Origin of the sequence: Streptomyces sp. V3I8 (assembly GCF_030817535.1) — a bacterium.
GTDB lineage: Bacteria > Actinomycetota > Actinomycetes > Streptomycetales > Streptomycetaceae > Streptomyces.
This window is the reverse complement of the sequence record NZ_JAUSZL010000002.1, coordinates 1312615-1333914: the sequence shown is the minus strand read 5'-3', so window position 1 is coordinate 1333914 and position 21300 is coordinate 1312615. Positions and strand designations below refer to the sequence as shown.

15 protein-coding genes, 1 tRNA gene and 2 pseudogenes are annotated in these 21300 nt (G+C 72.2%); 14 read left to right on the top strand and 4 right to left on the bottom strand.

Translation table 11 applies throughout. The features are described 5' to 3' along the window. Positions 1-11 precede the first annotated feature (11 nt). Positions 12-1139 carry an LLM class flavin-dependent oxidoreductase gene (locus QFZ75_RS05955; protein ID WP_307534444.1) on the top strand — a complete coding sequence of 376 codons (1128 nt, stop codon included), beginning with the start codon at positions 12-14 and terminating at the stop codon, positions 1137-1139. A gap of 117 nt (positions 1140-1256) precedes the next feature. Here the strand turns inward: QFZ75_RS05955 and QFZ75_RS05950 are convergent, their stop codons facing one another. Next, entirely contained in the window at positions 1257-3017 is a 1761-nt protein-coding gene (locus tag QFZ75_RS05950) for a helix-turn-helix domain-containing protein (RefSeq protein WP_307534443.1), read from the bottom strand. Between the two features lie 517 nt (positions 3018-3534). Here QFZ75_RS05950 and QFZ75_RS05945 point away from each other — a divergent pair. After that, on the top strand, positions 3535-5007 hold the full coding sequence (locus tag QFZ75_RS05945) for a glycoside hydrolase (protein WP_307534442.1): 1473 nt from the start codon (positions 3535-3537) through the stop codon (positions 5005-5007). A 176-nt stretch (positions 5008-5183) separates the two neighbouring features. Beyond that, positions 5184-6101 carry a YceI family protein gene (locus tag QFZ75_RS05940; RefSeq protein ID WP_307534440.1) on the top strand — a complete coding sequence of 306 codons (918 nt, stop codon included), beginning with the start codon at positions 5184-5186 and terminating at the stop codon, positions 6099-6101. Positions 6102-6182: 81 nt separating this feature from the next. On the opposite strand, the gene QFZ75_RS05935 is transcribed toward QFZ75_RS05940, so the two are convergent. From QFZ75_RS05935 to QFZ75_RS05925, 3 genes are read right to left on the bottom strand one after another with little or no spacing between them, the layout of a single operon-like run. Continuing rightward, complete coding sequence (locus QFZ75_RS05935; protein WP_307534439.1) at positions 6183-7088, bottom strand: amidohydrolase family protein; 906 nt, start codon at positions 7086-7088, stop codon at positions 6183-6185. Then, complete coding sequence (gene hutH, locus QFZ75_RS05930) at positions 7085-8713, bottom strand: histidine ammonia-lyase (protein WP_307534438.1); 1629 nt, start codon at positions 8711-8713, stop codon at positions 7085-7087. Before hutH ends, QFZ75_RS05935 begins: the two co-directional genes overlap by 4 nt. After that, positions 8710-9720 (bottom strand): ornithine cyclodeaminase family protein, encoded by a 1011-nt coding sequence (locus tag QFZ75_RS05925; RefSeq protein ID WP_307534437.1) that lies wholly within the window; start codon positions 9718-9720, stop codon positions 8710-8712. The genes hutH and QFZ75_RS05925 overlap by 4 nt, the downstream gene beginning before the upstream one ends. Before the next feature lie 119 nt (positions 9721-9839). Between QFZ75_RS05925 and QFZ75_RS05920 the strand changes: the two are divergent. The 11 genes and pseudogenes from QFZ75_RS05920 to yjfF form a co-directional block, all read left to right on the top strand. Then, positions 9840-10958 (top strand): annotated as a pseudogene (locus QFZ75_RS05920) (ABC transporter ATP-binding protein); the annotation flags it as partial. Between the two features lie 626 nt (positions 10959-11584). Continuing rightward, positions 11585-12250, top strand: coding sequence for an ABC transporter permease (locus QFZ75_RS05915; RefSeq protein ID WP_307534435.1), 666 nt, complete (start codon positions 11585-11587; stop codon positions 12248-12250). Beyond that, on the top strand, positions 12247-12936 hold the full coding sequence (locus QFZ75_RS05910; protein WP_307534434.1) for an ABC transporter permease: 690 nt from the start codon (positions 12247-12249) through the stop codon (positions 12934-12936). The genes QFZ75_RS05915 and QFZ75_RS05910 overlap by 4 nt, the downstream gene beginning before the upstream one ends. 122 nt (positions 12937-13058) lie before the next feature. Then, a complete protein-coding gene (locus tag QFZ75_RS05905; protein WP_307534433.1) occupies positions 13059-14003 on the top strand; it encodes an ABC transporter substrate-binding protein in 945 nt (314 codons plus the stop codon). Positions 14004-14012: 9 nt separating this feature from the next. Continuing rightward, a pseudogene (locus QFZ75_RS05900) lies at positions 14013-14747 on the top strand (MurR/RpiR family transcriptional regulator); the annotation flags it as partial. A 122-nt stretch (positions 14748-14869) separates the two neighbouring features. Beyond that, positions 14870-14943: transfer RNA gene (locus QFZ75_RS05895), tRNA-Pro, on the top strand. A gap of 339 nt (positions 14944-15282) precedes the next feature. Beyond that, complete coding sequence (locus QFZ75_RS05890; protein ID WP_307534432.1) at positions 15283-16329, top strand: LacI family DNA-binding transcriptional regulator; 1047 nt, start codon at positions 15283-15285, stop codon at positions 16327-16329. A 162-nt stretch (positions 16330-16491) separates the two neighbouring features. After that, a complete protein-coding gene (locus QFZ75_RS05885; RefSeq protein WP_307534431.1) occupies positions 16492-17505 on the top strand; it encodes an ABC transporter substrate-binding protein in 1014 nt (337 codons plus the stop codon). 132 nt (positions 17506-17637) lie between these two features. Then, positions 17638-19176, top strand: coding sequence for a sugar ABC transporter ATP-binding protein (locus QFZ75_RS05880; RefSeq protein ID WP_307534430.1), 1539 nt, complete (start codon positions 17638-17640; stop codon positions 19174-19176). Further along, on the top strand, positions 19173-20273 hold the full coding sequence (locus QFZ75_RS05875) for an ABC transporter permease (RefSeq protein ID WP_307534429.1): 1101 nt from the start codon (positions 19173-19175) through the stop codon (positions 20271-20273). Before QFZ75_RS05880 ends, QFZ75_RS05875 begins: the two co-directional genes overlap by 4 nt. Then, positions 20273-21295, top strand: a complete 1023-nt coding sequence (gene yjfF, locus QFZ75_RS05870) for a galactofuranose ABC transporter, permease protein YjfF (RefSeq protein WP_307534427.1) — start codon at positions 20273-20275, stop codon at positions 21293-21295. The genes QFZ75_RS05875 and yjfF overlap by 1 nt, the downstream gene beginning before the upstream one ends. The last annotated feature ends 5 nt before the right edge of the window (positions 21296-21300 follow it).

The following is a 21300-nucleotide window of genomic DNA, read 5'->3' as shown; positions in this document are numbered from 1 at the left end:
GCACCCCGCACATGTCAGACATCCCCCTCGGCGTCCTCGACCTGGTCCCGGTGTCGTCCGGCTCCACCGCGGCCGACGCGCTGCGCAACTCCATCGACCTGGCCCAGCGGGCCGAACGGCTCGGCTACGCCCGCCACTGGTTCGCCGAGCACCACCTGAACCCCGGAGTGGCCGGCACCTCACCGGCGGTCGTGCTCGCGCTCACCGCGTCCGCGACCTCGACGATCCGGCTCGGCTCCGGAGCCGTGCAACTGGGCCACCGCACCGCCCTGTCCACGGTGGAGGAGTTCGGGCTGATCGACGCGCTGCACCCCGGACGCCTTGACCTGGGCCTGGGCCGGTCCGGCGGCAAGCCGCCCGGCGGGCCCGTCGACCCACTGCCGGACGCGACCCCGGTCGTCGACGGCCGGGCGCCGGGCGGTCTGCCGATCCCGCCGAAGTTCTCCTTCGCGCACCTGCTCGGCTCGCCCCGCGTCGCCCTCCAACTGCGCCTGCTCGGACAGCCGAACGCCGAATCGCAGGAGTACGGCGAGCAGGTCGACGACATCCTGGCGCTGCTGGCCGGCACCTACCGGTCGGCGGAAGGCGTCGAGGCCCATGTGGTCCCGGGCGAGGGCGCCGACCTGCAGGTGTGGATCCTGGGCAGCAGCGGGGGCGAGAGCGCCCGGGTCGCGGGGCGCGGGGGCCTGCGGTTCGCGGCGAACTACCACGTCAGCCCGGGGACCGTACTGGAGGCGGTCGACGCGTACCGGGCCGCGTTCCAGCCCTCCGACGTACTCGACAAGCCCTATGTGAGCGTCTCGGCCGACGTCGTGGTCGCCGAGGACGACGAGCGGGCCCGTGAACTGGCCACCGGCTACGGCCTCTGGGTGCGCAGCATCCGCACGGCCGAGGGCGCGATCCCGTTCCCCACCCCGGACGAGGCCCGCGCCCACGTCTGGACCGACGCGGACCGGGAGTTGGTCCAGGACCGCCTGGACACCCAATTCGTCGGTTCCCCGGGCCGGGTCGCCGCCCGACTGGAGCAGTTGCGGGAGGCCACCGGGGCCGACGAGTTGCTGATCACCACCATCACCCACGACCACGCCGACCGGGTCCGCTCCTACGAGCTGCTCGCGCGGGAGTGGCGACGCGGGTGAGCTCTCCGGGAGCGGCGGCCGAGACATCCGCGCGGATCGCGCGTACTACTACTCGGTCTCCGTCACCGGCCCGCAGGAGGAGAGCGGCATCTCGGGGCGGGTGGCGGTGACCGTCCCTCAACCGCTCCTGTAGGCACGCAGTTTGCGGTACAGGGTGGCGCGGGCGATGCCCAGCGCCGCCGCGGTCCGCGCCTTGTTGCCGCCGTGCCGGCGCAGCGCCTCCAGGACGGCGGTGCGCTCGGCGTGCTCCATCGGGCTCAGCGGCCGTGCCGCCGGCCCCTCCCGGACCGGGTCCGGGAGCTCGGCGCGCCGGACCGGTCCCGTCGTGCGCCGCCGTTCGGCCAACGCTCGTACGAGGTGCGCGAGTTCGGTGACGTTGCCGGGCCAGGGATGGCGTTCCAGGGCGTGCAGGGCGTCCAGTGCCCAGGTGAGAGGGGGCTCGCCCGGTGCGGGCCCCGGCGTCAGGTCCGACAGCAGTCCCCTGATGTCCTGTGCGCGTTCCCGCAGGGCCGGGAGCGCCACCGAGCGGGCGGCCAGGATGTCCAGCAGCCGCTGCAGGCACGGTCCGGGGGCGGTGCCGGGGGTGTGGGTGACGAGGAGCGGCACATGCGGATGCGCGTCGAGCAGGGAGTTGAGCGGGGCGATGTCGCACTGCGCGAGTTCCTCGGCGTGGCGCAGCAGGAGCGGGGCGCCGTCCGTCAGCGCCGCCAGGCGGGCGGCAAGGGCGCGGACGGGTCCCTCCGCCGCGTCCACGACCGCCGGCGCCGGTACGCCGTGCGCGGCCAGCAGCTCCCTCGCCAGGGTGGTCTTGCCGGTGCCGCGCTCACCGGTCAGCAGCAACGGCCCCCCGGCGTGTACCAGCTCCGCCGCCCGGGCGGTCGCGTGCCGCCAGGGGACCGAGCCGCCGGCGGGCCCGGTGCGGGACCGCCGCGCGGCAGGAGGCCCGCCGCCGGGCGGCGGTTCGAGCACGGCGACCACGCCGATGACGGCGCCCCGATGGCACACCCGCGCGATCCGCGCGGTGCCGGCGCCGTCGGGCAGCCGCAGTTCGTGTCCGTGCGGGGCCGGGTGGGTGCGGTGCGCGGGGTCCGTGCTCCGCTCCAGCACCTCCACCGCGGCCGGTGACAGCAGACCTGCCGCCGCCTCGGTCAGCAGGCGGTTCCGCCCGTCCAGTGCCACGACCGCGGCCCCCGGCCGGGAGGCGGCCCGCTGGTAGGCGTCGAGCAGGACGCGTTCCGCCGTGCGCGAGCGGGTCAGGAGCTCCGCCTCGACGGCCGTCGCGGTGGCCTCGGCGAGGGCGGCCCCCGGATGCGGTGAGCGGTCGGCGTGCAGGCCGGACGCCACGGTCACCGTGCCCAGGACCCGGCCGTTCTCCGGCGCCAGCACCGGGACGCTGACCGCGGACACCTCCTGCCACAGGTCGAGGAAGTGCTCGGGGCCGTGCACTTCCGCGCGGCGCCGTTCACGCAGGGCGAGTGCCGCGCTGTTGTGTCCTACCTGGTCCTCGGAGAGATCACGGCACCGCTCGTCGTCCGGCGCGTTCCCACCCGACCACAGCACCCCCAGCCGCTCGTCGGTGAGGAGCAGCGCCGACCGGGCGCGGACGAGGGCGGGGGCGACTCTCTCCAGCACCGGGCGAGCGGCAGGCAGCAGGGGGGACCCGGTGGCGCGGGCGGGGCGGGGCGACTCCCGTCGGTCGTGCGGTACGCCGAAGAAGCGGGCGCGGCGCCAGGCGGCGGCGACCTCTTCCGGTACGCCCGGCAGGCCCTCGGTGCCCGCGGGCGGCGGGGTGCCCGTCAGGAACCGCTCGCGTGCCTGGCGCAGGGACGTGAGGGCGGGGTGGACGGGGACTGCGGGGGAGTGGTTCGTGGTGGTCACGGCGTGTTCCACCGTACCCGGTGTAGTTGAAGGGGCAACGAGGGGATCGTGCGGATACGGGGTGGACGGGAGGCGGGCGCGGCCGGCCGCGCGGTTCCCCGCGCCCCCGGGGCGCGCGGTGACCGGAGCCCGCTGTGTCCCCCGGTCGCGGTCCTTGCGGCGCTGGGTCCTGCGCCGCGCCCTCGGGGCCGGGGGCGTCCGGCACGCCCTGCGGGCCCCGCCGGGAGTCTCGGCGCACCCCGTTCCCCCGTTCGGCCGGGCCTGTCTCGTGGGACCGACCCGGCGGTCGCGGCCGAGCCGGTCGCGAGGCAGGCGTACGGGAGGCGGGCACCCGGCGTCGGCCTCACCGGGCAGCCGCGCTCGCACCCGTACCTGTACCCGCACCCGTACCCGCGTCCGCGCCCACGGCGATCTCCGCAAGCTATCGAAACAGAAAGCGCTGTCATGCGTCTCGACAAGCGTTTCGGGCAGCCCCATGCTTCGAGCAGGTTGTGGCATGAGCCTGACAGGAGATTCCATGATCAAGCGCAGATCGCTGCTGGCGGCGGCGGGCGGCACGCTGCTGGGGAGCGCGCTGGCGACAGGCACGGCCCGGGCCGACGCGACCGTCGCGGTCGACCCCGCCACCACCTACGGGCGGTGGGAGGGCTGGGGCACCTCCCTCGCCTGGTGGGCCAATGTGTTCGGCGCGCGCGACGACTTCGCCGACATCTTCTTCACCACCAACTCGGTCGCGTACGGCGGCAGGACCCTGCCCGGTCTCGGCCTGAACATCGCCCGCTACAACCTGGGCGCGTGCAGTCCGAACAGCGTGGGCGGCCAGACCATGGCGGCCTCGCCCAACATCCCGGCGTTCAAGCAGATCGAGGGTTTCTGGCAGGACTGGAACAACGAGGACCCCACCTCCGCCGCCTGGGACTGGACGGCCGACGCCAACCAGCGGGCCGCCCTGGTCAAGGCGGTCCGGCGCGGGGCCGTCACCGAACTGTTCGCCAACTCGCCCATGTGGTGGATGTGCCTCAACCACAACCCGTCCGGCGCGTCCGGCGGCGGCAACAACCTCCAGTCCTGGAACTACCGCCAGCACGCCTCCCACCTGGCCGCCGTCGCCCTGTACGCGAAGAACAACTGGGGTGTGAACTTCGCGACCGTGGATCCCTTCAACGAGCCCTCGTCCGGCTGGTGGACCGCCACGGGCACGCAGGAGGGCTGCCACATGGACGCCTCCGTCCAGGCGGCCGTCCTGCCGTACCTGCGCAGCGAGCTGGACAAGCGCGGCCTGTCCGGCGTCAGGCTCTCGGCCTCCGACGAGACGAGCTACGACCTGGCCCGTACGACCTGGAACTCCTTCGGGGCGTCGACGAAGGCCCTGATCGGCCAGGTCAACGTGCACGGCTACCAGGGCTCCGGCGGCCGCCGCGACCTCCTGTACACGGACGTCGTCACGACGGCGGGCAAGAAGCTGTGGAACTCGGAGACCGGTGACAGCGACGGCACCGGCCTCACCCTGGCGAACAACCTGTGCACGGACTTCCGCTGGCTGCACCCGACCGCCTGGGTCTACTGGCAGGTGATGGACCCCTCCACCGGCTGGGCGATGATCGCGTACGACCAGAACACGCTGCAGCCGACCACCGTGCAGACCAAGTACTACGTGATGGCCCAGTTCAGCCGCCACATCCGGCCGGGCATGACCGTCATCGACACGGGCGTCGGATACGCGGTCGCCGCCCATGACGCGACGACGAAGCGCCTGGTCGTCGTGGCGGTCAACTCCGGCGCCGCGCAGACGCTCACCTTCGACCTGTCCCGCTTCGGCCAGGTCACCGGCGGCACGGGCGGACTCGTACGCCGCTGGAGCACGCTGACCTCGGGCGGCGGGGACCTCTACACCGCCCGCTCGGACACCTACCTGAACGGCAGGAGCCTGAGCGTGCCGTTCGCCGCCGCCTCGGTGCAGACCTTCGAGATCGACGGCGTCACCGTGTGAGCGCCGGGCCGCCCACGGTGTGACCGTCGGGCCGCGAGGACCGGGGCGGTGGTGCCGTCGCCCCGGAAGCGGGTGTCTCGAAGTGAGACACCCGCTTCCGCGCGTCCTGGGCGACCATCGCTCTGAGCTCCGTGCCGTCTCCCGGGCTCGGACGCAGGTGAAGAAAGGTGGACACCATGGCCCTCGCACTGCTTCGGCAACGGCGGACCGAACGGGGCCCCGGCGCCGGTGCGACGGGCTTCCCGCTCCCCCTCCCGCCGGGCGCGGGCGCCATCGGCCGCGAGGTCCTCGACCCCGTGGGCCAGCCGATGGGCGCGGCCGACGTCACGGTCACCGCGCTGGACACGCACCGCGTCGTGGCACGCGGCACCACCGACCCGTACGGCTGCTTCCTCGCGGCGCTGCCGCCCGGCCGGTACAGCCTGATGGTCGCCGCCGAAGGCCTGCACCCGCACCACGAGACGGTCGACGTGGTGGCCGGGCCCGCGGCGCCGGGGGAGCGGATCCAGCTCCAGCCCGCCCGTGGGCCGCAACTGCCGCCGCCGGGCAACTGGCTCTTCGACCCGCCCCACACGGCGATCCGGTTCATTGCCAAGCACGTCGGCATGGCGCACGTGCACGGCCGCTTCGAGCGGTTCGAGGGCGGCATCCGGATCGGCGAGGACATGGCCGACTCCCGCGTGCACGTCCGTATCGACGCGTCGAGCATCACCACCGGCAACCGGACCCGCGACGACCACCTGCGCTCCGGCGACTTCCTGGACGTCGAGCGGTTCCCGCACCTCGAGTTCCACGGCACCCGGTTCGCGTACCGCGGCGGCAGCCGGTGGACCCTGCAGGGCTCGCTGACGATGCACGGGGTGAGCCGCTCGGTGGCCCTGGACACCACCTACCTCGGCACGGTGAACGGCGGCTACGGCGAGGAGCTGCGCTGCGCCGCACTGGCCAGGGCGGAGCTGCACCGCGAGGACTACACGCTGAACTGGAAGTCCATGCTGGCACGCGGGATCGCGGTGGTCGGGCCGACGGTCCAGCTGGAACTGGACGTGCAGGCGATGTACCGGACGCATGACACGCCCACGCCGCCGCGGTAGCGCTCCGCCGGGCCGGGTCGTCCGTCCGCGGGCGCGTCGTGGCCGGTCGCGCAGTTCCCCGCGCCCTTCGGGGCGCAGCCGTCAGGCCCCACCGGTGAGCAGGCGGCGGGGGTTGGCTATGCGGAAGGCGTACGCCGCCGCGCCGCCGAGGCCGAAACCGGGGGCCTGCGGGGGTTCGGCGTAGGGGCGGTCCGAGCCCTGGACCACCACGTCGGTGCCGAGGACGCGGACGACCGCCTCGACCCCGCGGGGGCCGTACGAGGAGGTCTCGACGAAGACGTCCGGGTCGACCGCCCCGCGGCCCTCGGCGCCCGCCCGGGCGGCGAACCGTTCCCCGTGCAGGGGAGCCAGCCCGGCCAGCAGCGCGAAGCACACCCGCAGCCGCGGATGGCGCGGCCGGCCGAACGCCCGGAACGCGAACCAGGCGGCGTGCATCTGCTGCACGTACGGCACCATCGCGGGCCACCAGCCCGGCCGCCGGGCCGGGTCGGCGGCGGGACCCGGGTGGACGAACAGCGGCAGGTCCCGTTCCACCAGCAGGTCGAGCAGCGGGGCGCACCGCGTGTAGCCGGCCTCGTCCGCCAGGGCGTTCGCCGGGAGCTGCAGACCGGCGAAGCCGAGGTCCAGGTAGCCGGCCGTCACGCCGGCGTCGATGTCGCGCACGCAGGCGGCGGCCCAGGCACCGAACGGCCGGGGCAGCGCGGCCGAGCCCTCGTGGTAGGCGTCGAGCAGCGGCCGTGCGTCCTCGGCCGGCAGCCACTCCACGCCGAGCGGGGACGACAGCGAGACGAGCGCCCGGCCGAGCCCGTCGGCCGCGGCCAGATCGGCCCGGCGGGCGGTGTCGTGGTCGGCACGGGCCACCTCGTAGGGCGGCTCGCCGGCGGTGTGCAGGGTCCAGCCGTCCAGGTACGGCGGCTCGGCGCGCGCCCGCAGGGCCTCGACGAACGAGCCGGTCCACAGGTGCTGGTGCACGTCGACGTTGGTCACGGGGCTCCTTCCACCAGGGCGCGCAGGGCGTCCCGTACCTCGTCGGACCCCAGGACATCCTCGCTCACCCGGTCCACGTCCGCGCCGCAGGGCCGGTCGTCGTCCAGGTGCGGGACGAGCTCGCGCACCGCCCGGTGCAGCAGGGCCGGTCCGTGCCCGAGGGCGGCGGGCGCGGCCAGGTCGACCGCCTGCGCGGCGGTCACGGCCTCCACGGCGAGCAGCTGCCGCAGCCGGACGAGCATCGTCGACAGCCGCCTGGCCCCGAGCGCCGCGTTGGTCGAGTCGTCCTCCACGCCGTGCGCGCCGTGCCGCGGGTCGGTGCTCACCGGCGCCGACAGCAGACGGATCTCGGCGACCAGCGCCTGCGCCGTCTTGGCCAGGGGCGCGAAGCCCGAACGCTCCGGGCCGTACGGGGACAGGTTGGCGGGCAGCCCGCTCAGCACCGGGTCGAGCAGCCGGCGCATGCGTTCCGCGCAGAGGGCCGCCGTCTGGGTCAGGGCCAGCGCGAGCGTGTCGAAGGACAGGGCGAGGGCCGGGGTGTGGAAGTTGCCGGACGAGAGGATCTCACCTGGTGCGGCGGCGCCGGCGGCGGTGCCGGTGGTGGTTCCGGCGGCGTCGGTGGTTCCGGCGGTGTCACCGCTGTCCTCGACGGCGGTCAGGACCACCGGGTTGTCGCCACTGCCGTTGAGCTCGGGATCCAGTGCCGCGCCGGCGAAGTCGAGCGCGGCGTGCAGCGCCCCGTGCACCTGGGCCGCGCAGCGCAGGCTGATCGGGTCCTGGACCCGGCGGGCCCGCCGGGGGTCGGTCAGCTCACCGCCGTCGAGGAACGTGCGGAGTTCCGCCGCGGCCCGGGACTGCCCGGGAGCCGGACGCAGGCCCAGCACCCGGGCGTCCAGCGGGCCGGTGTTCGCCCGGAAGCCCTCGAAGGTGAGTGCCGTCACGGCCTGGGCCAGGGTGAGGACGGCTGCCGCCTCGTGCAGGACGAGACCGCCGTGGCCGGCGGCCAGCGGGCTCGCGCTGCACAGCACGTGCCCGTCCTTGGGACCCAGCTCGGCGGGGGCCAGTCCGGCCCGCCGCAGGGCCGCCCCGCCGTCGAGCACCTCGCCGCGGAGCTCGGCACGGCCCTCGCCGATGACGACGAGACCCACATGTGCCATCTGGCACAGGTCCGAGGCGCCGATCGACCCGACCTCGGGGACCAGCGGATGGACCCGTGCGTTGAGCATGGCGACGAGCAGCGGCACGATCCGCGGGCCGATCCCGCTGCCCCCTCCCGCCAGGCCGTTGACGCGGGCGACCAGGGCGGCGCGTACGACCGGGACGGGCAGCGGGGCGCCGACCGCGTTCGCCCGGCCGCGTACGGTGCGCACGCTGAACCGCGCGAGTTCCTCGCGGGGCAGCGCGTACGACGAACGGCTGCCGAGCCCTGTCGTCAGTCCGTACGTCGGCACCTGGCGGTCCACCACGTCGTCGACCACCGCGCGCTCGCGCGCCAGCCGGGGGAGCACCTCGTCGGCGAGCACGACCCGGGCGCCGCGCAGGGCGACGGCGGCCACGTCCTCGCCGGTCAGCGTGTGTCCGTCGAGGACCACTGATTCGGCACCGGCGGGGTAGGGGGCCGTCATGAGAACCGCAGTTTCTGCCCGAGTCCGCGCTCCCGGGCCTTCGCCAGCACGGCCGCGCCGAGAGCGATGTCGGACAGGGACAGGCCCCGGTGCCAGAAGAGGATCGTCTCGTCGGCCCGTTCCCGGCCCGGCTTGTCACCGGCGACGATCTCGCACAGCTCGCCGTACAGGGTCGCCTCGCTGAGCCGGCCCGATGCGACGTGCGCGCGCAACGCCCCGAAGGGCCCCGACCGGCACTGGCCCCAGTCGTCGACGACGATCTTGTCCATGATGTCGGTGAGACCGAGTTCCACCGCGCTCATCGTTCCGTACGGGACGACGAGGGCGCCCGGCGCGATCCACTCCGTCCTGAGCAGCGGCTCGGGCCGTTCCAGGCGGGACGCCTCCACGACGATGTCGGCGCCCTCGACGCACGACCTCCAGTCGTCGGTGACGGTCACGGGCTTGCCGAGGTCGCGCTCCAGCCGCTGCGCGAACGCCTTGCGGCTCTCCGGACGCCGCGAGTGGACGCGGATCTCGTCGAGGTCGAAGATCCGGTCGAGCAGGCGGACGTTCCAGTACGAGGTGGCGCGGGCGCCGATGTGACCGAGCACCTTGGAGCCGGGCCGGGCCAGGTGCCGGGCTCCCAGCGCGGTGAGCGCCCCGGTGCGCATCTCGGTGATCGCGGTCGCGTCCAGCACGGCCAGCGGCATGCCCGTACGCGGGTCGAAGAGGTTCAGCAGGGCCATCTCGGAGGGCAGACCCGATTTGTAATTGTCGACGTAGTCGCCCACGATCTTGACGCCGGCCATGCCGAGCGGGGCCACATAGCCGCGCAGGACGTTGAAGTGGCCGTTGAAGGCGGGGTCGGGTGTGAGGTGGACCCGTGGTTCGATGACCGTCTCGCCGCGACCCTGGGCGAGTAGTCCCTGTTCGACGGCGTCAAGCACCTCGATGTCGGTCAGTTCCAGCTGTTCGATGTCCGAACCGTTCAGGAACGTGAACAGAACAGGGTCAAGGGCAGTCATACCGGGCGTCCTCCAGCTTTCTTCGGACGAACGTAATGCCCCGTTTACAAAAGGGGATTGACTGTAATTCAGTCACGAACAACTCTGCATGACGATATGCAGTCGGGTAAGGGGCAGCTTTGATCAGATTCGACGCGGTGAGCAAAAACTATCCCAACGGCACCACAGCCGTGGACGGACTGTCCCTGGAGCTGGCCGAGGGCGGCCTCACGGTCCTGGTCGGTCCCTCCGGCTGCGGCAAGACCACGACCCTGCGGATGGTCAACCGCATGGTGGAGCCGTCGGCCGGCACGGTCAGCCTGCGCGGCCAGGACATACGGGAGGTGGCCGCCCCCGAGCTGCGCAGGGGGATCGGCTACGTGATCCAGCACGCCGGGCTCTTCCCGCACCGGACCATCCTGGACAACGTCGCGACCGTGCCGCTGCTGCTCGGCTGGGGCAAGAAGAAGGCCCGGTCGAGGGCGGCCGAGCTGCTCGACCTGGTGGGGCTGCCGGCCACGATGGCCAAGCGCTACCCGTACCAGCTCTCCGGCGGGCAGCAGCAGCGGGTCGGGGTGGCCAGGGCGCTGGGCGCGGACCCGCCCGTGCTGCTCATGGACGAGCCGTTCAGCGCGGTCGACCCCATCGTGCGGGCGGAGCTGCAGGCGGAGTTCCTGCGCCTGCAGAAGGAGCTGCACAAGACCATCGTCTTCGTCACCCACGACATCGACGAGGCGATCAAGCTGGGCGACCACATCGCGGTGTTCCGGACCGGCGGCAGGCTCGCCCAGTTCGACACCCCGGAGCGGCTGCTCGAGCACCCCGCCGACGACTTCGTGGCCGACTTCGTCGGGCAGGACCGCGGTATCCGGCGGCTCTCCTTCGTCCAGGCGTCCGGTCTGCCGCTGCGCGAGGGTCCGGTGCTGCCGGTGACCGCTTCGGTGGCCGCAACCCGGGCCCTCGGCGAGCCCTGGGTGCTCGCCGTCGACGCCGCCAGGCGGCCGCTCGGCTGGGCCGCCACCGCCGACCTGCCGCCCGGCGGCACGCTGGCGGACGCGACGCTCGCCCCGCTCGGCCACACGTTCAGCCTGACCGGCGACTCGGCACGCGCCGCCCTCGACGCGGCGCTGCTGTCCCCCTCCCACCTCGCGGTGGGAGTGGACGCGCAGGGCGCGGTCGCGGGGGTGGCGGACGCGTACGAGCTGTCCGCGGCGATGGCCCGGGCCTCGACGGTCACCGGCGCGTCGGCGAAGACCCCGGTCGCCGGCGGCACGCTGCCGCAAGCCCACGTGGGCGCGGACGCGACCGCCGGGGGCCCGGCGACCGCCGACGCTCAGGACGAAACGGACGCGCGGAACGAAACGAACGCTCGGACCGAGGCGGGTAAGACGCCGGAGGCGCCCGAGACGCCGGAGACGGGCAAGGTGCCTGGCGCGGGCAAGGCGCTCGGCGTGGGTAAGGCGTTCGACGTGGGCGAGGCGTCCGGTGCGGGTAAGGCGTTCGACGTCGGTGAGGCGCCCGGCGCAGGCGAGGCTTCCGAGGGGGGCAAGGTGCCCGGCGCGGGTAAGGCGCTCGGCGTGGGCGAGGCGTCCGGCGCAGGCGAGGCTTCCGAGGTGGGCAAGGTGCCCGGCGCGGGCGAGGCGCTCGGCGTGGGCGAGGCGTCCAGGGCTCCCGTAGCGGTCGGCGCGGGCGCGACCGCCGAGGACTCGCCGGCCACCGGCGCGCAGCGCGAAACGAACGCTCGGACCGACGCGGGCGAAACGCCCAAGACGCCTGAGGCGTCCGAGGTGGGTAAGGCGACCGGCGCAGGCGAGGCTTCCGCGGCGGACGAGGGCCGGTCCTCGTCGGGGGACCCGGGGACCGGCGGCGCGGGCGGTGAGAAGCGATGAGGGACGACGAGCCGCTCGTACGGTGGGCCTGGATCGGTGATCATGTCGGTGAGCTGGCCCACTACACCGGGGTCCATCTGCGGCTGGGCCTCCTGCCCGTGCTGTTCGGGCTGATCATCTCCATACCGCTGGGCATGCTCTGCCACCGCTACCGGTGGGTCTACCCGCCGACCCTGACCGCGGCCAACGTGCTGTACTCCATCCCGTCGCTGGCCCTGTTCATGATCTTCGTCCGCTACACGGGCCTGACCGAACGCACGGTCATGATCCCGCTGACCCTCTACACGCTGTCGGTCCTCATCCCGAACGTCGTGGACGGACTGGCGTCGGTCCCCGACCCGGTACGGCAGGCGGCCACCGCGATGGGGTTCAGCACGGTCCGCCGGGTCGTCCAGGTCGAACTGCCGATCGCCGTACCCGTGGTCGTGGCCGGCGTACGGGTCGCGGCGGTCTCCTCCATCAGCCTCGTCGCCGTGGGGCAGCTGATCGGACAGGGCGGCCTCGGCTACTACATCACCCGGGGCCTGCAGCTCGACTTCCCGACCCCGATCATCACCGCGACCGTACTGATCATGCTGCTGGCCCTCGCCACCGACGCCCTGCTCGTCCTGGCGCAGCGGCTGCTCACGCCCTGGGCGCGCGGCAAGGGGGTGAAGGCGTGAACGACCTCGTGAACCAGATCCGGCTCGTCGGCGACTGGCTGACGTCGTCCGCGCAGTGGCACGGCGACGACGGCATCCCGCACCGCCTCCTGGAGCACCTGACCTACAGCGGCCTGTCGCTGCTGTTCGCGACGGTGATCGGGCTGGCGCTCGGCCTGCTCGTCGGGCACACCGGCCGCGGCGCGTTCGCGGTGGCCAGCATCGCGAACCTGGCCCGGGCGATCCCCACCTTCGGCCTGGTCGTCCTGGTCGTGACCCTCGCCGGGCTCAGCACCGCCCCCGTACTCGTCGCCCTGGTGGCGCTCGCGGTCCCGCCGATCCTCATCAACACCTTCGAAGGGGTCCGCGGTGTCGACCCCGACACCCGGGACGCCGCGAAGGGGATGGGCATGACCGGCTGGGAGGTCCTGCTGAAGGTCGAGGTGCCGATGGCGCTCCCGCTGATCCTGCTGGGCCTGCGCGTCGCCGCCATCCAGGTGGTCGCCACGGCGACCGTCGCCGCGTACCCCGGTCTCGGCGGTCTCGGCCGCTACATCGTCGACGGGCTCTCCCGCAACGACTACGAACTGGTCATCGGCGGCTCCGCCGTCGTCGTGGCGCTGGCGCTCGTCGTCCAGGCCGCCTTCACCGCGCTGCGGCGCGCCGTCGTCTCGCCCGGTCTGCGGCCCGCGGCGACCAAGCCCTGAGCGGTACGCCGTGTACCCGCACACCCGAGTAACCGAGTATCCGAATCGACTCGTCACCTGAATCACCCAGTACCCGAATCACCCAGTACCTGAGTCACCGAGTACCTGAAAGAGGGAACATCATGAAAGCCACGTACCGTACCGCCGCCCTCGGCATCGTCGCCGCGCTCACCCTGACCGTCTCCGCCTGCGGAGGCGGCGACGACAGCGACGACAATCCGCTGACGGGCAGCAGTGGCGACAGCGGCGGCGACGGCAAGGCCGTCGTCGTCGGTTCGGCCAACTTCCCCGAGAACCAGCTGCTCGCCGAGATCTACGCCCAGGCCCTGGAGGACAAGGGGCTGAAGGTGACCCGCAAGTTCGACATCGGCGCCCGCGAGGTCTACTACGACCAGGTCGTCAAGGGAGGCATCGGCGTCTTCCCCGAGTACAACGGCGCCCTGCTGTCCGTCGCGGTCGACAAGAAGAGCACCGCCACCAGCACGGAGGAGATCAACGCCGAACTGAAGGCGAAGCTTCCGAAGTCGGTGGAGATACTCGACTCCGCGGCGGCCGAGGACAAGGACTCGGTCACGGTCACCTCCAAGATCGCCGACAAGTACGACCTCAAGAGCCTGGCCGACCTGAAGCCGGTCGCCAAGGACCTGACGATCGGCGCCGGCTCGGAGTTCAAGACCCGCACCCAGGGCGGCGTCGGCCTGAAGACCGTCTACGGCGTCGAGTTCGGGAAGTTCCAGCCGCTGGACGCGGGCGCCCAGAGCACCCTGCTGAAGCTGCTGAAGGACGACAAGGTCCAGGCCGCCAACCTCTACACGACCGACCCCGCCATCATCGAGGACAAGCTGGTCGTCCTGGAGGACCCGAAGAGCCTCTTCTCCTCGCAGAACATCACGCCCCTCGTCTACAAGTCCGCGGTGAACGACAAGGCCAGGTCGGCGCTCAACGCCATCTCGGCCAAGCTCACCACCGAGGACCTGCTGGAGATGATGAAGAAGCTCGTCAACGACAAGGAGGACTCCTCCGACGTGGCCGAGGAGTGGCTGAAGTCGGCCGGCCTCACGAGCTGACCGCCACGCCTGTCCACGGGGACGCGCGGCTGCGTAGGACCGTCGGGAGGGCCGGGGGCGTCGGCTGCCCCCACGCGGTGGCGGATCGCCCGGTGCCGCCTGGTCCGGCGGACGGCCGCCGCGCCGTTCCTGTCGAGCGTGGAGTTCGCCGGACCGGCCGGACCGGCCGGACCGGCCGGGGCGAGCCGGCCCTCGGTGGCCCGTTTCGCGGTCGCGGTCGCCTTCGGCTTCGCGACGGGTGTCCGGCGCCGCGCAGGCACCTGCGGGCCGTCGTACCCGCCGGGCCGGCCGTGGACGCACGGCCGGCCGACTCCGGTCCGGTGCGGGACGCGGGCCGGCTGACGGCCGCCTCCCGGCCGCCCGTGCCCGGGCTGCGCGCCTCGGCCGCCCGAGCGCGCGGCTTCGCCCACTTCGCCGCGCAGGCGCACCCCGACGTGCGCCTGCCGGACGAGGGCGGAACGCTGCTCGCCGACCGCGTCGACGCGGCCCGCCACGCGGGCGTGGGCGCACTCCTGTGCCTCGCGCTGCCGCGCCGTCCGGTCGAACCGCCGGCCGCGCCGGAGCATGCCTGTGATGCCAGGCCGACCGTGGTGACGATCGCTGACGGCACGTTCGCCCCCGGCGGGCGCGCCGAGGCTGCCGGGCCAGGTCCTCCTGGAGGCGACGGGCGACGGCGTGCCCGGTGCCCGGGCCCGGTCGCCGGAGTCCGACACGCGGGCCGCGGCGCGGGGCCTGTTCGCCGACCGGCCGGCCGGACGAGGAGCGGCACCGGGCGTCGAGCGGCACGGGCGCCCGCCGCTCCAGGTGCGGTAAGGTTCACCTGCGTCTTCCCGCGGTTCACCGCGGCGGGACACAGCTGGACGCATCGGGACGTGGCGCAGCTTGGTAGCGCACTTGACTGGGGGTCAAGGGGTCGCAGGTTCAAATCCTGTCGTCCCGACGGTGTGAAGGGTCTTCACGGGCGAGAGCCCGTGGGGGCCCTCTTCCTTTTTCCTCATGACCCTTCTCGTACGATCCGGTGCCGAAATCTAGGCCCGCGTCCGGAGCCCGTCAATACCTTCGCCGCAGCCCGCCGTGCGGCCCGCCCGCGCGCCGCCGTCGCAACCGCCCGCATGCGGCGCGTTACTCAAACGTGATGCCCCTCCTGCTGTCGGCCCCCTTGACCGGCATGAATTGTTAGCGCTCACAATGACCTCCGCAATCACGAGCCGATGTGACGGGCCGCGGTCCGGCCCGACACGCGGATCTTTCGGTGCACGACCGCCAAGGAGGTGCGGCCATGACGCAGTCCCAGCTCCGGCCGCCCACCATGGCCGACGTCGCGCGACGGGCGGGGGTGTCCCATCAGACCGTCTCCCGGGTGCTGGGGGACCACCCCAACGTCCGGGACGAGACACGGGCCAGGGTGCTGCGGGCGATCGAGGAGATGGGCTACCGCCGCAACTCCTCCGCACGGGCCCTGGTCACCCGGCGCACCCGGACCCTGGGTGTGGTCGCCTCGGACACCACGCTCTACGGTCCGGCCAGCACTCTCTTCGCCCTGGAGGAGGCGGCCCGCGCCGAGGGCTACCTCGTCTCGACGGTCAGCCTGCGCAGACTGACCGTCGAGAAACTGGCCGAGGCGCTGGACCATCTCGGCGAGGGCGGCGTGGAGGGGGTCGTCGCCATCGCGCCGCAGCGGTCGGCGGTCGAGGCCCTCGCCGAACTGCGCCACCCGTTCCCGGTGGTGACCGTGGGCAGCGGGCCCGGCCTGGGGATCCCCAGCGTCAACGTGGACCAGCACCTGGGCGCGCGGCTGGCCACCGCTCACCTGCTGGCCGCCGGCCACCGCACGGTCTGGCACCTCGCCGGACCCGAGGACTGGCAGGAGGCCGCCGACCGGGCCGCGGGCTGGCGGACCACCCTGGAACAGGCGGGTGTGGCACCGCCGTTGCTGCTGCGGGGGGACTGGAGTCCGCTGTCGGGCTACCGGGCGGGCCAGGAGCTGGCGGGCTGGGTGGGCCGGGGGCTGACCGCGGTCTTCGTCGCCAACGACCAGATGGCGCTGGGGGTGTTGCGGGCCCTGCGTGAGGCGGGGGTGCGCACGCCGCAGGACGTCGCGGTGGCCGGCTTCGACGACATCCCGGAGTCGGAGTTCTTCGCCCCGCCGCTCACCACCGTCCGGCAGGACTTCGCGGCGGTCGGCAAGCGGAGCATCGCCCTGCTCCTGGACCTGATCGAGGGCAGGGAGCCGTCCGGGGCGCTCCGGATCGCCATCGAGCCCCAACTCGTCGTCCGTGCCAGTACGTTCCCGTACACCTCCGACCAGGGGGCCCCGCCCACCTGACGCACCCTCCCGGCAGCCGATTCCCACACGCCCCCTTTTTGACCGGTATTTCGAACAATGATCGGCAGGCTGGACATGCTGGACATGGCGGGGGCCTGTCCCGACGAGCACCAAGCGCGTACCAGCAGGCTCTTGAGGGCCCGCTCTTCAAAGGAGAAGAACATGCTCAACAGAAGGAACTTCCTCACCGCGGCGGTCGGCGTGGCGGTCGCGGGCGGCCTGGCGGCCTGTGCCAAGGAGGACGACAGCTCCTCCGGCTCCTCCGACTCCGGCAGCGGCGGCGGCAAGAAGATCACCCTGGGCTTCGCGCAGGTCGGTTCCGAGAGCGGCTGGCGCACCGCCAACACCAAGTCGGTCAAGGACGCGGCCAAGGAGGCCGGTTACACCCTGAAGTTCTCCGACGCGCAGCAGAAGCAGGAGAACCAGATCTCGGCGATCCGCAGCTACATCGCGCAGAAGGTGAACGTCATAGCCTTCTCGCCGGTGGTCGTCACGGGCTGGGACGCGGTGCTCAAGGAGGCCAAGACCGCGAAGATCCCGGTCATCCTCACCGACCGCTCGATCGAGACGTCCGACGACTCCCTGTACGTCTCCTTCATCGGCTCCGACTTCATCGACGAGGGCCGCCGCGCGGGCAAGATGCTGGAGACGGTCCTCCAGAAGGCCGGCCACAAGGGCGCGGTGAAGATCGCCCAGCTGGAGGGCACCACCGGCGCCGCCCCGGCGCTCGAGCGCGCCAAGGGCTTCAAAGAGATCATGGACGCCGACCACAAGGACGACTGGAAGATCGTCGCCAGCCAGACCGGCGACTTCACCCGGGCCGGCGGCAAGCAGGTCATGGCGGCCTTCCTGCAGTCCAACCCGGACATCAACGTGCTCTACGCGCACAACGACGACATGGCCCTCGGCGCCATCCAGTCCATCGAGGCGGCCGGCAAGAAGCCCGGCAAGGACATCCTGATCATCTCGGTCGACGGCGTGAAGGACGGCTTCGTCGCGATGTCCGAGGGCAAGATCAACGGCATCGTCGAGTGCAACCCGCTGCTCGGCCCCCAGCTGATGGACCTGGTCAAGAAGGTCGACGACGGCGAGACGGTCGAGCGCCGGATCAAGACGAAGGAGGGCGACTTCCTGCAGGAGCAGGCCAAGGAAGCCCTCCCGACGCGCAAGTACTGACCCGACCGCACCCTCCGCCAGGGAGCCTCCGTCCGGCCGGGCACACCCCGGTCCAGGGGGCTCCCTGCGGGCCTGAACGCATCCGGGCCCGACGCACCGGGCCCCGAACGAACATCCATGAGGAGCGCTGCCATGGCAGAGCCGCTGCCCGTCCTGGAGATGACGGGCATAGTCAAAGAGTTTCCGGGGGTACGGGCTCTGTCGGGTGTCGACTTCCGGCTCTTCCCCGGCGAGATCCACGCCCTGCTCGGCGAGAACGGCGCCGGCAAGTCCACCCTCATCAAGGTGCTGACCGGGGTCCACCCCCTGGACGGCGGCACCATCACCCTGAACGGCACGTCCGTACGGTTCCACAGCCCCTCGCAGGCCCAGCAGGCCGGTATCAGCACGGTCTACCAGGAGGTCAACCTCTGCCCCAACCTGTCGGTGGCGGAGAACATCTTCATCGGGCGCGAACCCACCCGCTTCGGCCGCATCCGGTGGAAGCGGCTGCGCCGCGAGGCCGCCGAGCTCGTCGACCGGCTCGGCCTCGACATCGACGTCGACGCGCCGCTGTCCTCGTACCCGCTGGCCGTGCAGCAACTGGTCGCGATCGTACGGTCGGTGGGCACCGGGGACAGCGACGGCTCGGGGTCGGGCACCAAGGTGCTGATCCTCGACGAGCCGACCTCCAGCCTCGACCGCGACGAGGTCCTCGAACTCTTCGCGCTGATGCGGCGGTTGAAGGACGAGGGCGTGGCGATCCTGTTCGTCTCGCACTTCCTCGACCAGATCTACGAGGTCTGCGACCGGATGACCGTCCTGCGCAACGGCGCGCTCGTCGGGGAGCACATGGTCCGCGACCTCGACCAGGTCGGCCTCGTCCAGCTGATGATCGGCAAGGCGCTGGACCAGCTGGAGGAGCTGCACGACCACCAACTCCACGCCGACGTGGGGGAGCCGCTGCTCACCGCGGAGGGCGTCGGCCGGGCCGGCGGCATCGCCCCCTTCGACCTGGAGATCAAGAAGGGCGAGGTCGTCGGGCTCGCCGGACTGCTCGGCTCGGGCCGCACCGAACTCGCCCGGCTGCTCTTCGGCGCCGACCAGCCCGACACCGGCAAGGTCACCATCGGCGGCAAGCAGGTCTCCCTGAGCGCCCCGAACGACGCGATCGCCGCGGGCGTCGCCTTCTGCTCGGAGAACCGCAGGGCCGAGGGCCTCGTACCGGACCTGACCGTGCGCGAGAACATCGTCCTGGCGCTGCAGGCCGCGCGCGGCTGGATCCGGCCCGTCCCGGCCGCCCAGCGCGACGAACTCGTCGCCCAGTACATCAAGGCCCTGGACATCCGGCCGGCCGACCCCGAGGCCCGGGTCGGGCAGCTCAGCGGCGGCAACCAGCAGAAGGTGCTGCTCGCCCGCTGGCTGATCACCCGGCCGAAACTGCTGATCCTGGACGAGCCGACGCGCGGCATCGACATCGGCGCCAAGGCCGAGATCCAGAAACTGGTGGTCTCGCTCTCCGAGGACGGCATGGCCGTGCTGTACATCGCGGCCGAGCTGGAGGAGATCCTGCGGCTGAGCCACACCATCGGCGTGCTGCGCGACCGCAAGCTCGTGGCCAGGCTGGCCAACGGGCCCGAGCTCACGCCCACCCGGATCCTGGAGACCATCGCGAGCGGAGAGCACCAGTGACCACCCCTGCCCGATGGCGCGTACTGACCCGCCATCACCTGTTCTGGCCGGTCGCCGTACTGGTCCTGCTGCTGCTCGTCAACGTCCCCTTCACGCCCGACTTCTTCTCGGTCAGGATGACGGACGGCCACCTCTACGGCAGCCTCGTCTCCATCGTGCTGTTCGGCTCGCCCCTCATCCTCGTCGCCGTCGGCATGACCCTCGTCATCGCCACCGGCGGCATCGACCTGTCCGTCGGCGCGGTCGTCGCGATCACCGGCGCCCTGACCTGTTCGTACATCAGCGACCAGGCCGACCAGGACGCCCTCTCCGGCGTGCTGCTCGCGATGGGCGTCGGCCTGGTGGCCGCGGTCGTCTGCGGCCTGTGGAACGGCTTCCTGGTCGCCAGGATGGGCATCCAGCCGATCATCGCCACGCTGATCATCATGGTCGCCGGCCGCGGTGTCGCCCAGCTGATCACCGACGGCCAGATCATCACCGTCAACAGCGAGCCGTACAAGCTGATCGGCGGCGGCTACTGGCTGACGCTGCCCTTCTCCATCTTCGTGGTGGCCGCCGTGGTCGCCGTGACCGTGGCGCTGACCCGCCGCACGGCGCTGGGCCTGCTCGTCGAGGCGGTCGGCGGCAACGCCGAGGCCAGCCGGCTGGTCGGCATCCGGTCCCGGCGCATCAAGATCATGGTGTACGTGTTCTGCGCGCTGTGCGCCGGGATCGCGGGCCTGATGATCAGCTCCAACACCTCGGCCGCGGACGGCAACAACGCCGGTCTGTGGATCGAGCTCGACGCCATCCTCGCCGTGGTCATCGGCGGTACGTCGCTGCTCGGCGGCCGGTTCTCCATCGGCGGCACGGTCGTCGGCGCGCTCGTCATCCAGACCCTCACCACCACGATCTACACCATCGGCGTGCCCACCCAGACCAACCTGGTCTTCAAGGCCGCCGTCGTCATCATCGTCTGCCTGATGCAGTCCCCGAAGTTCCGCGCCAAGGTGTTCGGCGGCGGTCGCTTCGGCGGAGGGCGGGGCCCCAAGCAGGCCGTGGCTCCGGCGGATTCCGTCCCGGCGTCCGAGGCCGTTCGCACCATGGAGGTGTCGTGATGACCACGACCACCCACAAGCCCGCGCCGCCGGCCGGCCGGACACCGGGCAGGGCCTCACGCGTCCTCGGCGACCGCCGCCTGCCCGTCCTCGTGACGGCCGGGCTGTTCCTCGTCATGTACGTCATCGGCCTCAGCCGGTACCAGAACTACGGGTTCGCCGAGACGCAGGTGTTCCTCAACCTGTTCATCGACAACAGCTACCTGCTGGTCGCCGCCGTGGGCGCCACCTTCGTCATCCTCTCCGGCGGCATCGACCTCTCCGTCGGCTCCGTCATCGGCTTCACCACCATGTTCACGGCGTGGCTGGTGGAGAAGCAGGGGCTGCCGATCGTGGTCGTCATCCCCATGGCGCTCGCCGTGGGAGCGTTCGGCGGCTATCTCATGGGTTACGTGATCCAGAACTTCGAGATCCAGCCGTTCATCGTGACCCTCGCGGGTCTGTTCCTCTTCCGGGGGCTGTGCCTGGTCATCAGCAAGGAGTCGATCTCCATCACCGACTCCTCGGTGAGCGGCATGGCCCAGACCCAGGTGTCCCTGGGCGGCGCCTTCCTCTCCGTCGGCGCCGTCATCGCGCTGGTGGTCGCCGCCGTGGCGTTCTACGTCCTGCACCACACGCGCTTCGGGCGGCGGGTGTACGCCATCGGCGGCAACGAGCAGTCGGCGTTGCTGATGGGCCTTCCGCAGGGCGGTACGAAGATCGCGGTGTACACGGTGAGCGGGTTCTGCTCCGCGCTGGCGGGGCTCCTGTTCACGCTGTACATCCAGTCCGGTGACCCGCTGCACGCGACCGGCCTCGAACTGGACGCGATCGCCGCGGTCGTCATCGGCGGCACGCTGCTGACGGGCGGTTCGGGTTATGTGGTGGGCACGCTGTTCGGTGTCCTGGTGCTCGGACTGATCAAGAGCCTGATCCAGTTCGAGGGCACGCTGAGCTCGTGGTGGACGAAGATCGCGACGGGTGTCCTCCTGTGCGCGTTCATCCTGATCCAGCGCACGATGACGTCCCGCCGGAACCCGTAACGGGG